At 36.6% G+C, this 14,365-nt stretch carries 15 protein-coding genes; 14 read left to right on the top strand and 1 reads right to left on the bottom strand.

From position 1 onward, the window contains the following. Window positions 1-2 precede the first annotated feature (2 nt). From rpoZ to spoVM, 13 genes are all read left to right on the top strand, one after another. Window positions 3-215: a DNA-directed RNA polymerase subunit omega gene (rpoZ, locus tag AC1DS7_RS24145; RefSeq protein ID WP_016100710.1), complete on the top strand. Its 213-nt coding sequence runs from the start codon at window positions 3-5 to the stop codon at window positions 213-215. Window positions 216-412: 197 nt separating this feature from the next. Beyond that, the gene (coaBC, locus tag AC1DS7_RS24140) at window positions 413-1,618 is read left to right on the top strand and encodes a bifunctional phosphopantothenoylcysteine decarboxylase/phosphopantothenate--cysteine ligase CoaBC (protein ID WP_002014494.1); all 1,206 of its coding nucleotides are present in this window, start codon (window positions 413-415) and stop codon (window positions 1,616-1,618) included. Further along, complete coding sequence (gene priA, locus AC1DS7_RS24135; protein WP_002128835.1) at window positions 1,615-4,020, top strand: primosomal protein N'; 2,406 nt, start codon at window positions 1,615-1,617, stop codon at window positions 4,018-4,020. Before coaBC ends, priA begins: the two co-directional genes overlap by 4 nt. Before the next feature lie 11 nt (window positions 4,021-4,031). Further along, window positions 4,032-4,502, top strand: coding sequence for a peptide deformylase (gene def, locus AC1DS7_RS24130; RefSeq protein WP_002014496.1), 471 nt, complete (start codon window positions 4,032-4,034; stop codon window positions 4,500-4,502). A 22-nt stretch (window positions 4,503-4,524) separates the two neighbouring features. Beyond that, entirely contained in the window at window positions 4,525-5,469 is a 945-nt protein-coding gene (gene fmt, locus AC1DS7_RS24125; RefSeq protein ID WP_002014498.1) for a methionyl-tRNA formyltransferase, read from the top strand. Further along, window positions 5,466-6,800 (top strand): 16S rRNA (cytosine(967)-C(5))-methyltransferase RsmB, encoded by a 1,335-nt coding sequence (gene rsmB / locus AC1DS7_RS24120; RefSeq protein ID WP_476999246.1) that lies wholly within the window; start codon window positions 5,466-5,468, stop codon window positions 6,798-6,800. Before fmt ends, rsmB begins: the two co-directional genes overlap by 4 nt. 4 nt (window positions 6,801-6,804) lie before the next feature. Then, window positions 6,805-7,893 carry a dual-specificity RNA methyltransferase RlmN gene (gene rlmN, locus AC1DS7_RS24115; RefSeq protein ID WP_002014500.1) on the top strand — a complete coding sequence of 363 codons (1,089 nt, stop codon included), beginning with the start codon at window positions 6,805-6,807 and terminating at the stop codon, window positions 7,891-7,893. Window positions 7,894-7,897: 4 nt separating this feature from the next. After that, window positions 7,898-8,650: a Stp1/IreP family PP2C-type Ser/Thr phosphatase gene (locus tag AC1DS7_RS24110; RefSeq protein ID WP_002014501.1), complete on the top strand. Its 753-nt coding sequence runs from the start codon at window positions 7,898-7,900 to the stop codon at window positions 8,648-8,650. Window positions 8,651-8,658: 8 nt separating this feature from the next. Continuing rightward, window positions 8,659-10,632: a Stk1 family PASTA domain-containing Ser/Thr kinase gene (pknB, locus tag AC1DS7_RS24105; protein ID WP_002014502.1), complete on the top strand. Its 1,974-nt coding sequence runs from the start codon at window positions 8,659-8,661 to the stop codon at window positions 10,630-10,632. A gap of 270 nt (window positions 10,633-10,902) precedes the next feature. Then, the gene (rsgA, locus tag AC1DS7_RS24100; protein ID WP_002033786.1) at window positions 10,903-11,784 is read left to right on the top strand and encodes a ribosome small subunit-dependent GTPase A; all 882 of its coding nucleotides are present in this window, start codon (window positions 10,903-10,905) and stop codon (window positions 11,782-11,784) included. Window positions 11,785-11,786: 2 nt separating this feature from the next. After that, on the top strand, window positions 11,787-12,431 hold the full coding sequence (gene rpe / locus AC1DS7_RS24095; protein WP_002014505.1) for a ribulose-phosphate 3-epimerase: 645 nt from the start codon (window positions 11,787-11,789) through the stop codon (window positions 12,429-12,431). A gap of 100 nt (window positions 12,432-12,531) precedes the next feature. Next, window positions 12,532-13,212: a thiamine diphosphokinase gene (locus tag AC1DS7_RS24090; protein ID WP_002014506.1), complete on the top strand. Its 681-nt coding sequence runs from the start codon at window positions 12,532-12,534 to the stop codon at window positions 13,210-13,212. Between the two features lie 66 nt (window positions 13,213-13,278). After that, a complete protein-coding gene (spoVM, locus tag AC1DS7_RS24085; RefSeq protein ID WP_001213599.1) occupies window positions 13,279-13,359 on the top strand; it encodes a stage V sporulation protein SpoVM in 81 nt (26 codons plus the stop codon). Between the two features lie 73 nt (window positions 13,360-13,432). On the opposite strand, the gene rpmB is transcribed toward spoVM, so the two are convergent. Further along, window positions 13,433-13,621: a 50S ribosomal protein L28 gene (rpmB, locus tag AC1DS7_RS24080; RefSeq protein WP_000124776.1), complete on the bottom strand. Its 189-nt coding sequence runs from the start codon at window positions 13,619-13,621 to the stop codon at window positions 13,433-13,435. A 378-nt stretch (window positions 13,622-13,999) separates the two neighbouring features. On the opposite strand from rpmB, the gene AC1DS7_RS24075 reads away from it, so the two are divergent. Continuing rightward, window positions 14,000-14,362 (top strand): Asp23/Gls24 family envelope stress response protein, encoded by a 363-nt coding sequence (locus tag AC1DS7_RS24075; protein WP_002014507.1) that lies wholly within the window; start codon window positions 14,000-14,002, stop codon window positions 14,360-14,362. The last annotated feature ends 3 nt before the right edge of the window (window positions 14,363-14,365 follow it).

Below are 14,365 nucleotides of genomic sequence, written 5' to 3'. Positions count from 1 at the left end.
TTATGTTAAATCCATCAATTGACTCATTATTAACAAAAATCGATTCTAAATATACACTTGTAACAGTAGCTGCAAAGCGTGCACGTGAAATGCAAATTGCTGACAATTGTGTTATTGAAAAGCCTGTTTCTCATAAATGTGTAGGTAAATCATTAGAAGAAATCGATGCAGAAGTATTAAAATATGTACCAAGCGATGACACAATAATTGATTAAGACATTCTTTTCGACAAATTAAAACATAGACTTTATAATTTTCTATGTAACGGTAACAACCTATTTACAAGTAGGTTGTTATTTTTTTACGATAGGGATGAAAAGGAATCGAAAAAGACGGAACGAAATACTGGTACTGACGAGCTGGAAATTCTATTTCAGTAGAATAAGTTTGAAAAAGAAAGAGGACGAGTCATATGCTAAAAGGGAAAAAGATACTTCTATGTGTAACAGGAGGCATTGCAGTTTTTAAAGCGGCTGCGTTAACAAGTAAATTGACACAAGCTGGCGCTCTTGTAAAAGTAATGATGAGTGAGTCGGCAATGAAGTTTGTTACGCCTCTTACATTTCAAGCACTTTCTCGCCATGATGTATATACGGATACGTTTGATGAGAGAGACTCCGCTGTTATTGCTCATATTGATTTAGCGGATTGGGCAGATGTTGTACTTGTTGCACCTGCTACAGCTAATTGCATTGGAAAGTTAGCTGGCGGTATTGCTGATGATATGATTACAACTACTTTGTTAGCTACTACAGCTCCAGTGTGGATTGCACCTGCTATGAATGTGCATATGTATGAAAATAAAATTGTTCAAAAAAACATGATGACGTTAAAAACATTAGGATATACATTTATTGAGCCTGGGGAAGGTTTTTTAGCATGTGGTTATGTAGCAAAAGGAAGACTGGAAGAACCTGAAGCAATTATTGGACGATTAGAAGAGGCTTTCTCGGAACAACAACCATTGCAAGGAAAACGAATATTAATAACAGCTGGACCGACACGTGAAAAGATTGATCCGGTTCGTTTTATGACGAATTTTTCTTCTGGAAAGATGGGGTATGCGATCGCAGAAGTTGCAGCAGGCTTAGGTGCTGATGTCATACTTGTGTCAGGACCGACAGCATTAGAGTCACCATTACATGTCACAACAATACAAGTAGAATCTGCACAAGATATGTTAGAGGCAGTCCTTCAGCATTATCAGAGTGTGGATGTTGTCATCAAAACAGCAGCCGTTGCAGATTACCGTCCGAAATATGTTCATGATAATAAAATGAAAAAGAAAAATGGCGATGCTGTAATTGAATTAGAAAGAACAGTGGATATTTTAAAAACGTTAGGTGAGAAGAAGGACCGACAGTTACTTATCGGTTTCGCAGCTGAAACGACAAACATAGAGGAATACGCAACGAGAAAATTACGTGAGAAAAATGCAAATATGATTGTTGCGAATGACGTGAAAGCGCAAGGAGCTGGGTTTGGTACGGATACAAATATTGTGACAATGTATAGAAAAGATGGAGAAATCATTGAGCTGCCACTTTTAACGAAGAAAGAAGTGGCTCGTGAAATATTAAAGCAAATAGAAATGATGTTAGAAGATGATTATGTATGAAGTTTGCAAGTGTAATTGTTGATGTACCTGCACGTCAAACAGATCGACCGTTTGATTATATTATCCCTAAAAAATGGGAAGATATCGTGCAAACAGGAATGCGTGTAGTAGTCCCATTCGGTCCGAGGAAATTGCAAGGTTTTATTATTGGCATAAAGGATTCGGTTGAACTAGAAAGTAAAAAGTTAAAAGCGTTGTATGAAATATTAGATGTCACTCCGGTTTTAAATGATGAATTATTAAAACTTGGGTATTGGCTTACAAGTGAAACGTTATGTTATATGATTTCAGCTTTTCAGGTGATGCTTCCGACGGCGATTAAAGCAACATATAAAAAGCGTCTGCAACTTCGTAACCGAGAAGAAGTAGCACCAGAAATTCTTTCTTTATTTCAAGGGAAGGAAACGATAGATTGGGAAGTTATCGAAGCACAGCCGCACCTATATCGCACTATTCAACAAGAAATTAAAAATGGTACGACTGAAGTGGTTTATCAAGTAAAGGATAAAGTGCAGAAGAAGAAACAAAGAGTAGTTCAACCGGAGTTGCCGGCAGATAAATTGGAATTAGCAGCATTTGAACTGAAAAGTAAAAAACAACAAGATGTACTCTATTATTTTGTAGAAAACTACAAAAGTGTACCGTTAAAAAATTTAACAGAAGAATTACAAATAACAGATGCTCCAATAAAAGCACTTGTTAAAAAGGGTCTAATCTCAGAAAAGTATGTAGAGGTATACCGGAGTCCGTATGACGATGATGATTTTGAACAAACGAAACCATTTCCGCTTACTGAGGAACAAAAACAAGTAATTACACCGATTTTGTCATCAATTACAAATGAAACTTACAATCCATTTTTACTATATGGTGTTACAGGAAGTGGTAAGACTGAAGTATATTTACAATCTATAGCAGCGGTGCTCGAGAAAGGAAAAGAAGCAATTGTGCTTGTTCCTGAAATTGCGCTAACGCCCCAGATGGTAGATCGCTTTAAAGGTAGGTTCGGTTCGCAAGTTGCAGTTCTTCACAGTGCGCTTTCTGTTGGCGAGAAATATGATGAATGGCGAAAGATATTAAGAAAAGAAGTGAAAGTTGTAGTTGGTGCGCGTTCAGCTATTTTTGCTCCATTCGAAAATTTAGGAATCATTATTATTGATGAAGAGCATGAATCAAGTTATAAGCAAGAGGATAACCCAAAGTATCATGCAAGAGATGTAGCAGTGTGGAGAGGACAATATCATAAGTGTCCAATCGTTCTCGGAAGTGCAACGCCGACACTTGAATCGTTTGCTAGAGCGAAAAAAGGTGTCTATGGGTTGCTTACAATGGAAAAACGTATGAACAAGCAAGCTTTGCCGACTGTAGAAATTGTTGATATGCGTGAAGAGCTTCGTGATGGAAATCGCTCAATGTTTTCAAAGGCACTGCATGAAAAAATAGCAGATCGATTAGAAAAGAAAGAACAAATGGTTCTCTTTTTAAATAGAAGGGGTCATTCTACGTTTGTGATGTGTCGTGATTGTGGGTATGTCGTACAATGTCCGCATTGTGATATTTCGTTGACATATCACAAAATGAACCATCGTTTAAAGTGTCATTATTGTAGTCATGAGGAAAATATGCCAACGGAGTGTCCTGCTTGTAATAGTACGTATATTCGTTTCTTTGGTACAGGGACGCAAAAGGTTGAAGAAGAAATCACAAAACTATTCCCTGAGGCGCGGGTCATTCGAATGGATGTGGATACAACAAGCCGTAAAGGAATGCATGAAAAATTATTAAAGGCGTTTGGTGAAGAGAAAGCAGATATATTACTTGGAACACAGATGATTGCAAAAGGGCTTGATTTTCCGAAGGTGACGCTTGTTGGCGTTTTAACGGCGGATACGATGCTTCATCTACCTGATTTTCGGGCGAGTGAAAAGACGTATCAGCTATTGACACAAGTAAGTGGACGTGCAGGAAGACATGAATTGCCAGGTGAAGTTGTAATTCAAACGTATACGCCCGAACATTACAGTGTAGAATTAGCAAAGAATCAACAATATGATGTATTTTATGAGCACGAAATGCAAATGAGGCAAATGAGACAATATCCGCCATATTACTACGTTGTACTTGTAACTGTATCTCATCCGGAGTTATTAAAGGCAGTCCAAGTGACGGAAAAAATTGTCGGTCATTTACGAACGCATTGTTCAAGGCAAACAATGGTGTTAGGGCCGGTTGCTTCAGCAATTCCAAGGATAAAAGATAGATATCGTTACCAATGCATGATAAAATACAAACGGGAACCAAACTTAAAGAACGTGCTCAAAATGGTAAATGAACATTATCAAGCAGAAATGCAAAAAGAGCTACAAATCTCAATTGATTTTAATCCAACAATGTTAATGTAGCGGAGGGAAATATGGCAGTTTTAGAAATTGTAAAGCATCCAAATGAAGTGTTAGAAACACCATGCGAAAGAGTAATTAACTTTGATAAAAAGTTAGTGAAATTGTTAAAAGATATGCATGAAACAATGTTAATTGCAGACGGAGTTGGTCTAGCTGCGCCACAAGTGGGTGTAAGCTTACAAGTTGCTGTTGTTGATATAGGTGATGATACGGGTAAAATTGAATTGATTAATCCTGTTATTTTAGAAAAACGTGGTGAACAAGTAGGTCCCGAAGGCTGCTTAAGCTTTCCGGGACTTTATGGTGAAGTGGAGCGTGCAGATTACATTAAAGTACGTGCACAAAATCGTCGCGGTAAAATATTTTTATTAGAAGCGGATGACTTCTTAGCGCGTGCAATTCAGCATGAAATCGATCATTTACACGGTGTTTTATTTACATCTAAAGTGAAAAGGTATTATGAAGCAGGCGAATTAGAATAGGTTTAAAAGGAGCGGTTTTTGAATGATGAAAGTAGTATTTATGGGGACACCGGACTTTTCTGTGCCGGTGCTTCGTCGTCTTATCGAGGACGGATATGACGTAGTTGGTGTTGTAACGCAACCTGATCGTCCAGTTGGTAGAAAAAAGGTTTTAACACCTACTCCTGTTAAAGTAGAAGCGGAGAAACATGGTATTCCAGTAGTACAGCCGTTAAAAATTCGTGAAAAAGACGAATATGAAAAAGTATTAGCACTAGAGCCAGACTTAATTGTAACAGCAGCATTTGGACAAATCGTACCGAATGAAATTTTAGAAGCGCCAAAGTATGGATGTATTAATGTCCACGCATCATTACTTCCAGAACTTCGCGGTGGTGCACCAATTCATTATGCGATCATGGAAGGTAAAGAGAAAACAGGTATTACAATTATGTATATGGTAGAAAAATTAGATGCGGGCGATATATTAACGCAAGTAGAAGTAGAAATTGAAGAGCGTGAAACAACAGGTTCATTATTTGATAAGTTAAGCGAAGCAGGAGCACACCTTTTATCTAAAACGGTTCCTTTACTAATTCAGGGTAAACTAGAACCAATTAAACAAAGTGAAGCTGAAGTGACGTTTGCATATAATATAAAACGTGAGCAAGAGATAATTGATTGGACAAAAACAGGTGAAGAAGTATACAATCACATTCGCGGATTGAATCCATGGCCAGTTGCTTATACGACTTTGGCAGGACAAGTTATTAAAGTATGGTGGGGAGAGAAGGTCTCTATTACAGAGAAAGCTGAACCAGGTACAATAGTAGCTCTTGAAGAAGATGGGTTTGTTGTTGCAACAGGGAACGAGACAGGCGTTAAAATCACTGAATTGCAACCATCTGGTAAAAAGCGTATGAGTTGTTCACAATTTTTACGTGGAACAAAACCTGAAATTGGTACGAAGTTAGGAGAAAATGCATGAGACAAAATGTTCGTGAGTTAGCTCTGGATGGCTTAATTCAAGTAGAAAAAAGTGGTGCATATAGCAACTTACTTTTAAATAATTTGATTGAAAAAAATACAATTGACAGAAAAGATATTGGTTTATTAACTGAAATGGTATATGGAACAATTCAACGTCGTGACACACTAGATTATTATTTACAACCATTTTTAAGAAAAAAGGTTGAAGCGTGGGTAAGAGTGTTGCTTCGCCTATCTCTATATCAAATGCTATATTTAGACCGAGTTCCAGAAAGAGCGGCTATTCATGAAGCAGTTGAGATTGCAAAGCGTCGTGGGCATAAAGGGATTTCAGGCATGGTGAACGGAGTATTGCGTTCAATTCAGCGAGAAGGTGTACCTTCGTTAGAAGAAATCGAAAATCCAGTAGAACGTCTTGCGATTGCAACGAGTCATCCAATGTGGCTTGTACAAGAATGGGCATCCGAATATGGTTTAGAGACAGCAGAGAAAATGTGTGAAGTAAATATGTTGCCACCTGTACCAACAGCACGTGTAAATGTTGATAAAGTAACGGTAGAAGAAGCGGTTGCGTTATTAGCTGATGAGGGTATAGAAGCAAAACGTGGTGAATTGTCAGAGGATGCAATTCAAATTGAAAGAGGAAATGTCGCACATACAGAAGCGTTCAAAAAAGGTTTCCTTTCTATTCAAGATGAAAGCTCAATGCTTGTAGCACGTGCTTTAGAACCGAATAAAGGAGATACAGTTCTAGATAGTTGTGCTGCTCCTGGCGGAAAAACAACTCATATTGCAGAGCGTTTGGACGGAACTGGTAAGGTAATGTCGCTTGATTTACACGCACATAAAGTACGTTTAATTGAACAACAGGCGAAGAGACTTGGTTTAGAAAATGTAGAAACGATGGCTTTAGATGCTAGAAAAGTTCAAGAGCATTTTGCAAATGAATCTTTTGACAAAATATTAGTAGATGCACCATGTTCTGGATTTGGTGTTATTAGACGTAAACCTGATATTAAGTTAGGTAAAGATAAGGGCGATAGTGAAAGGTTATCAACGATTCAACTTGCGATACTAGAAAAAATAGTACCATTGTTAAAACAAGGTGGTCGCCTTGTTTATAGTACGTGCACAATTGAAAAAATAGAAAATGAACAAGTAATAAAGCAATTTTTACAAGAGCATCCTGAATTTGAATGGGATACTACGATAAAAGATCGCATGCCAGAAAAGTTAAATCCGTATATTGATGAAGGTCAAGTACGAATTTTACCGCATTATTTTGCAACAGATGGCTTTTATATTGCTTGTTTAAGAAAGAAGGTGTAGCATCATGGAAACGACTGTAAAAAAACAAAAGAAAAATCTAGAAACAAAGAAACCATCAATTTATTCTTTACAACTTCATGAAATGCAAGATTGGTTAAAGGAACAAGGAGAACCTAAGTTCCGTGCAGGACAAATTTTTGATTGGCTATATAAAAAACGTGTAAAAAATTATGAGGATATGTCAAACCTTGCTAAAGGATTGCGCGATAAATTGTCGAATTCCTTTGATATTACTACTTTAAACACTTTAGTAAAACAAACGTCTTCGGATGGAACGATTAAATTCCTATTCCAGTTATACGATGGATACTCTATTGAAACTGTACTAATGCGACATGAATATGGAAATTCCATTTGTGTAACAACACAGGTGGGTTGCCGCATTGGCTGTACGTTCTGTGCTTCTACACTTGGTGGGTTAAAACGAAACTTAGAGGCTGGAGAAATTGTAGCGCAAGTAGTAGAAGTTCAGCGTGCGCTTGATGAAACAGAAGAACGTGTAAGTTCTCTTGTTGTTATGGGAATTGGAGAACCATTTGATAATTATGATAACTTAATGTCATTCTTACGCATTGTAAATCATGAAAAAGGAATTCATATTGGTGCAAGACATATGACAGTTTCAACAAGTGGAATTGTTCCAAAAATTTATAAGTTCGCTGAAGAAGATATGCAAATTAATTTTGCGATTTCATTGCATGCTGCAAATACAGAGATACGTTCAAAATTAATGCCGATCAACCGTGCTTATAAGCTACCTGATTTAATGGAAGCTGTTAAATACTATGTAAATAGAACAGGGCGTCGTATTACATTTGAATATGGCTTATTTGGAGGAGAAAATGACCAAGTTGAGCACGCTGAAGAACTTGCTGCGCTCTTAAAAGGTGTAAAATGTCATGTAAACTTAATTCCGGTAAACTACGTGCCAGAACGTGATTATGTACGTACGCCACGAGAGCAAATTTTCTTATTTGAAAAGACGCTAAAAGATCGTGGAGTGAATGTAACCATTCGCCGTGAACAAGGTCATGATATTGATGCAGCCTGCGGTCAGTTGCGTGCAAAGGAGCGCAAAGAAGAGACGAGGTGACTAGATGAAAGCCGTGTTTCTATCGGATAAAGGAAAAGTTCGTCAACATAATGAAGATAGTGCAGGAGTTTTTCGCAATTTAGATGGAAATATTTTAGCGGTAGTAGCAGATGGAATGGGAGGTCATCGAGCTGGCGATGTAGCTAGCTCGATGGCTATTCAATTATTCCATGATTATTGGAAGCAAACGCATAATATGAATGAGCCTAAAAAGGTAGAAAAGTGGTTACATACTAACGTTGGAATTATTAATGAGCGCATATATGCTTACTCTAAGCAGCATGCAGAATGTAATGGCATGGGAACAACACTTATAATAGCCATTTGTACATCGAATTTTGTGACGATAGGTCATATAGGAGATAGTCGGTGTTATATGGTATCAGAGGGGAAAATGACGCTTGTAACGGAAGATCATTCGCTTGTAAATGAACTTGTGAGACATGGCGAAATTTCAAAGGAAGATGCAGAATATCACCCGAAAAAGAATGTTTTGTTAAGAGCATTAGGAAATGAAGAAACAGTTGGATTAGATGTTAAAACATTGGTGCTTGAAGAAGATGATCAATTACTTCTTTGCTCGGATGGATTGTCTAACAAAGTTTCTATTGCTGATATGCAACAAATTTTACAATTGAATGAACAGCTCGAGGCGAAGGGAGAGCATCTCATTCAATTAGCAAATGATCGTGGTGGAGAAGATAATATTACCCTCGTTATTATTGATTATACGGATTCGACAAACGAAAGTAGGTGAAGTGCAACGTGCTGATTGGAAAACGCTTAAATGACCGTTATAAGCTGCTGAAAATGATTGGCGGTGGAGGAATGGCCAATGTATATTTAGCTCATGATGATATACTCGGCCGAGATGTAGCGGTAAAAATATTAAGACTCGACTATTCAAATAATGAAGAGTTTATTAAACGTTTCCATCGAGAAGCGCAATCTGTTACAACGTTGTCGCATCCAAATATTGTGAATATGTATGATGTTGGGGAAGAGGATGATATATATTATCTTGTAATGGAATATGTACCTGGACGAACATTGAAGCAATACATAATTGATCGAGGGATGTTACCGATAGGAGAGGCTCTTGATATAATGGAGCAGTTAACGTCCGCTATGGCACACGCCCATCATTTTGAGATTGTACATCGTGATATTAAACCGCACAATATTTTGATTCGAGATGACGGAGTGGTCAAAGTAACAGACTTTGGAATTGCGACAGCTACAAGTGCAGCAACAATTACACATACAAATTCGGTGCTCGGTTCGGTGCATTATTTATCACCAGAACAAGCGCGCGGCGGTATAGCGAATAAACAATCAGATATTTATTCACTTGGGATTGTTATGTTTGAATTGTTAACAGGAAGACAACCGTTTTCTGGTGAATCTGCTGTTGCAATTGCGTTAAAACATTTACAAAATGAAATGCCATCTCCAAAAAGATGGAATGACAATATTCCACAAAGTGTTGAAAATATTATATTAAAGGCAACTGCGAAAGATCCGTTCCATCGATATCAATCTGCTAACGCGATGAAACGAGATATTGAAACAGCACTATACCCAGAACGAATAAATGAACAACCATTTTACATACCAGAAGATATGGAAGCAACGAAAGCGATTCCAATTATTCAACAAGAACAACTATTTCAAAATGTAAGTGATGAAACGATTGTATTAAAAGGAAGTAAAGTGGATGAACAAGTAAGAAAAGAAGAGACCAAATCAGGTAAGAAGAAAAAGCGAAATAATAAATGGCTGAAAGTTTTAATTACAACATTTTTACTTTTAGCGATAGGGATAACATTAGCACTTACTGTTATTCCAGGCTTCTTTATTCCGAAAGATGTGAAGGTTCCTGATGTGGCTGGTATGAAATATACGACAGCTGTAAATACATTAGTTGAAAAAGGTTTTGAAGTTACTGAACCTAATCTTGTATATACAGATGATGTTGAAGCCGGAAAAGTGATAAAAACAGATCCTATAGCAGGAAGAGTAGTGAAAGAAAACTCTAAAATTACTATCTATCAATCAGGTGGGAAAAAGAAAAGTAAGATGCGTGATTTGACAGGAAAAGATTTCGAGAGTATAAGAGCTGAGTTAGAAGAAGAATATAAACAAGTTACAATAAATTATATTGAAAATGATAAGCCGAAAGGTGAGATTGTAGAGCAAATACCAACGCCTGATCAAATGGTTATAGAGACAGAACAAGAACTGAAAATTTGGGTAAGTAAAGGACCTTATCAAATAAGACCAGGTGATTTTTCAGGATGGACTGAAAATAGTGTAAAAGGTTATTTAAATGAAAGAAAGCTTGTTTCTGATATAAAAAGAGAGTATTCAGATACGGTTGATAAAGGTCTTGTTATTTCACAGTTACCAAAGCCTGGGACACCTTTAAAAGAAGGAGATAAAGTATCGATTGTTATCTCCGATGGTCCGAAGCCTAAAGTGACGAAAACGGTAAAAGTGGATAACATTTCTATCCCATATGAAGCTTCTGCAACAGGTGAGAAAAAGCCGCAAACAATAGAAATTTATAAAGAAGATATGCAGCAAAAAATGGATAAACCAGTTGAAACGAGAACAATTACTGAGTCAGCGATTATTTCTTTAGAATTTGTAATTCAAGAAGGTGCAAAGGGACACTATAAAATTGTCCGAGATGGAGTAACGATTATGGACAAGGAAGTACCATATCCAGCTCAATAATAGTGAATTCCATCGTCCTTATATAGAAGATGGAATTTATTACTCTTGCCTGTTATGCTGTCTACATCGTGGACTGTATAACAGGCAAAAATATATGATTCAAAAAGCTGTAAAAGTGATACTGTTGTAAATAATATTTCAAATTTGATGGTAGATTAAATATATGAACCTGGATATATATTTGGTGGGCTTTGAACTAATTGTTTACAGAACGCTAGTCTATTCATATTTAATTGCAGTTTCATTTTATACAAAATAAAGGAGAATTATATGCCAGAAGGAAAAATTGTAAAAGCTCTAAGTGGGTTTTATTATGTGCAGAATGAGGAAGGGATTACACAATGTCGTGGGCGTGGTGTATTTAGAAAGAATAAAATTACGCCACTTGTAGGAGACCAAGTTGTTTTTCAAGCGGATAATCCGAATGAAGGTTATGTGTTAGAAGTATTTGATCGGAAAAATGAACTTGTTAGACCTCCTATTGCTAATGTTGATCAAGCTATTCTTGTTTTCTCTGCGGTAGAACCAGATTTTAATCCAGGACTGTTAGATCGATTTTTAGTATTAATTGAATATCATAACATTAAACCAATTATTTGTATTAGTAAGATGGATTTAGTAGATGAAAAAATGAAAGAAACTGTTGAATCTTATGCAAATGATTATCGTGAAATGGGTTATGATGTGTTGTTTACTTCTATAAATACATCGGAAAGTATTGATATTCTGAAACCATTCTTAGAAGGTTGTATTTCCGTCGTTGCAGGCCAATCTGGTGTTGGGAAATCTTCAATGCTAAACGTATTACGTCCAGATTTAGAATTGAAAACTAATGATATTTCTTCACATTTAGGACGTGGAAAGCATACGACAAGACACGTAGAATTAATTACAGTTGGAAGCGGACTTGTTGCGGATACACCTGGTTTTAGTTCGCTTGATTTCATAGATATAGAGGTAGAAGATCTTACATATTGTTTTCCAGAGTTGAAAGAAGCGAGCCAATACTGTAAATTTAGAGGGTGTACACACCTTGCTGAACCGAAATGTGCGGTGAAAGCTGCGGTGGAAGAAGGAAAGATTACCGAATATCGTTATAAGAATTACAAACAATTCGTAGAAGAAATTAGAGAGAGAAAGCCGAGGTATTAGTCATGATTAAAATTGCACCATCGATTTTATCAGCAGATTTTTCAAGATTAGGGGAAGAGATTAAAGATGTAGAAAAAGGCGGAGCTGACTATATTCACGTCGATGTAATGGATGGGCATTTCGTACCAAATATTACGATTGGACCATTAATTGTAGAAGCAATCCGTCCGATTACATCATTACCGTTAGATGTACATTTAATGATTGAAAATCCTGATAACTATATCCCAACTTTCGCAAAAGCGGGAGCGGATATTATTACTGTTCATGTAGAAGCGTGTCCTCATTTACATCGTACAATTCAGTTAATTAAATCTCATGACATTAAAGCAGGGGTTGTATTAAATCCGCATACTCCAGTTTCAACGATTGAGCATGTATTAGAAGATATAGACATGGTATTACTTATGACAGTAAATCCTGGATTTGGCGGGCAGAAGTTTATTCATTCTGTATTACCGAAAATCAAACAAGTTGCAGAAATGGTTAAAGAGCGAAATCTAGAAGTGGAAATTGAAGTTGATGGTGGTGTCAACGCTGAAACGGCAAGACTTTGTATTGAAGCAGGAGCGAATGTTCTTGTAGCGGGATCAGCAGTATACAATCAAAAAGACCGCGGTGAAGCAATTCGTGTAATTCGCGGATAAAGAATGAACGAACCTTTATCCTAGTGAAGCTTCTAGTTCATTAAGACTTCACTATTTATACATGTTAGAGTGGCAAATAAGGAGAAAGGCAATCTACCGAATGGCAGATTGCCTTTTTACAATAGAAGGGGAAGGAAAAATGATTATTCATATTTTAGCGGGAGGACCTGCAGAATACTGCGCAGATTTTTCGCGGTATGAAAATGAAGAAGTAGTTTGGGCGGCCGTTGATAGAGGAGTGTACCGTTTGTTGAAAAGAGGAATCACTCCGGCTGTTGCGTTTGGGGATTATGATTCAGTTACTGATGAGGAATTAGCATGGATGAGGCAGCAAACAAATGAATTACATATCGTCCCGCGAGAAAAAGATCAAACAGATTTAGAAATTGCAATTAGCTGGGCTTTAGAACAGAAACCAAAATTAATTCGTATTTTTGGTGCTACTGGTGGAAGACTTGATCATGGTTTAGCAAATATTCAGATGCTTTTAAAGGGATTAGAAGTAAATATAGAAATGTGTATTGTGGACAATAAAAATGAAATAATGGTGAAAAAGTTTGGTATGTATATAATTGAAGGAAACGAACATTTTCCATACGTATCATTTGTACCAGTTACTGAAAGGGTAGAAGGTATTACACTTCACGGTTTTAAGTATCCCCTTACTAATAAAACAATAGAGTGGGGATCGACACTTTGTATTAGTAATGAACTCGTTGAGGAAAAAGGTACTTTTTCATTCACTTCTGGCATATTAATGATGATAAGAAGCACTGATTGAAGAAACAATTTTGCTCCTTGCATCATATAGTGAACAAGTGGAGTAATGGGGATTAGGAGGGAAACCATGAGATTTTATACAATTAAGTTACCTAAATTTCTTGGTGGAATTGTTCGTGCGATGTTAAATACCTTCAAAAAAGACTAAAAAAAGCACCTATTACCGGTGCTTTTTCCAATGGTATAATAAAAAAAGAGCCTAGCGGCTCTTTTTTTTATTATTAAACACGTTCGATTTTGCCAGATTTTAATGCTCTAGCAGAAACGTAAACACGTTGAACTTTTCCGTCGATGCGTACGCGAACTTTTTGAAGGTTAGCGCCCCATTTACGTTTTGTAGCGTTCATTGCGTGAGAACGAGAGTTACCAGAACGAGCTTTTCTTCCAGTGATAGCACAAACACGAGCCATTTATATTTCCCTCCCTTAACTACCGTAACATACGTAATTTTTCAATATTAGTCTTTTATGCGATGCTAAAAACACTACTATAATTTAACACAACTAAAAAGAGAATGCAACACCGTAGGAAAAAGAAATCAAGAAAAAATACTTGACACTATATGTCAATGAAGAAAAGGTGAAATCAAGAAAAATTGCTTGACATATTATAGTGGTACATGTTGTATAATAACAATGGACTATTTTGCTCATCATAAAAAAATGTAATTTAAAACATAAAATATGAGAGTGAAAAAGAAAGAACGATGGAATTTTCTTTAAAAAGATTATATGATAGTAACTAAAGTAGTCTAGCTCACTTTCACCATTTATGAAGGGGGAAACGAGATGTCAATTGAAATTAAAACGAAGTACGGTCAAATTGATATTAGTACAGATGTAATTGCAACAATTGCTGGAGGTGCCGCAGTAGATTGCTACGGTATCGTAGGTATGGCATCAAAAAATCAGTTAAAAGATGGATTAACAGAAATTTTACGAAAAGAAAACTTCACTAGAGGCGTTATTGTTCGTAAAAATGAAGATGAAGTACATATTGATATGTATATTATTGTGAGCTATGGTACGAAAATTTCAGAAGTAGCACATAACGTGCAGACTAAAGTGAAATATACATTAGATCAAACTGTAGGACTAGCAGTAGATTCTGTAAACATCTACGTACAAGGAGTTAAAGTAATAAACTTGTAATGT

Source organism: Bacillus sp. P4_E1 (assembly GCF_056401715.1).
Note: the sequence above shows the minus strand (reverse complement) of the source record. Positions and strands in the feature narration are given on the sequence as shown.

Excerpts from the sequence above, each read along its gene's own strand:
- priA (WP_002128835.1), top strand. The coding sequence starts at position 1,615 with ATGAAGTTTGCAAGTGTAATTGTTGATGTACCTGCACGTCAAACAGAT.
- fmt (WP_002014498.1), top strand. The coding sequence starts at position 4,525 with ATGATGAAAGTAGTATTTATGGGGACACCGGACTTTTCTGTGCCGGTG.
- spoVM (WP_001213599.1), top strand. The coding sequence starts at position 13,279 with ATGAGATTTTATACAATTAAGTTACCTAAATTTCTTGGTGGAATTGTT.
- rpoZ (WP_016100710.1), top strand. The coding sequence starts at position 3 with ATGTTAAATCCATCAATTGACTCATTATTAACAAAAATCGATTCTAAA.
- rpe (WP_002014505.1), top strand. The coding sequence starts at position 11,787 with ATGATTAAAATTGCACCATCGATTTTATCAGCAGATTTTTCAAGATTA.
- rlmN (WP_002014500.1), top strand. The coding sequence starts at position 6,805 with ATGGAAACGACTGTAAAAAAACAAAAGAAAAATCTAGAAACAAAGAAA.
- rsgA (WP_002033786.1), top strand. The coding sequence starts at position 10,903 with ATGCCAGAAGGAAAAATTGTAAAAGCTCTAAGTGGGTTTTATTATGTG.
- rpmB (WP_000124776.1), bottom strand. The coding sequence starts at position 13,621 with ATGGCTCGTGTTTGTGCTATCACTGGAAGAAAAGCTCGTTCTGGTAAC.
- coaBC (WP_002014494.1), top strand. The coding sequence starts at position 413 with ATGCTAAAAGGGAAAAAGATACTTCTATGTGTAACAGGAGGCATTGCA.
- rsmB (WP_476999246.1), top strand. The coding sequence starts at position 5,466 with ATGAGACAAAATGTTCGTGAGTTAGCTCTGGATGGCTTAATTCAAGTA.
- AC1DS7_RS24090 (WP_002014506.1), top strand. The coding sequence starts at position 12,532 with ATGGCAGATTGCCTTTTTACAATAGAAGGGGAAGGAAAAATGATTATT.
- AC1DS7_RS24075 (WP_002014507.1), top strand. The coding sequence starts at position 14,000 with ATGTCAATTGAAATTAAAACGAAGTACGGTCAAATTGATATTAGTACA.
- def (WP_002014496.1), top strand. The coding sequence starts at position 4,032 with ATGGCAGTTTTAGAAATTGTAAAGCATCCAAATGAAGTGTTAGAAACA.
- AC1DS7_RS24110 (WP_002014501.1), top strand. The coding sequence starts at position 7,898 with ATGAAAGCCGTGTTTCTATCGGATAAAGGAAAAGTTCGTCAACATAAT.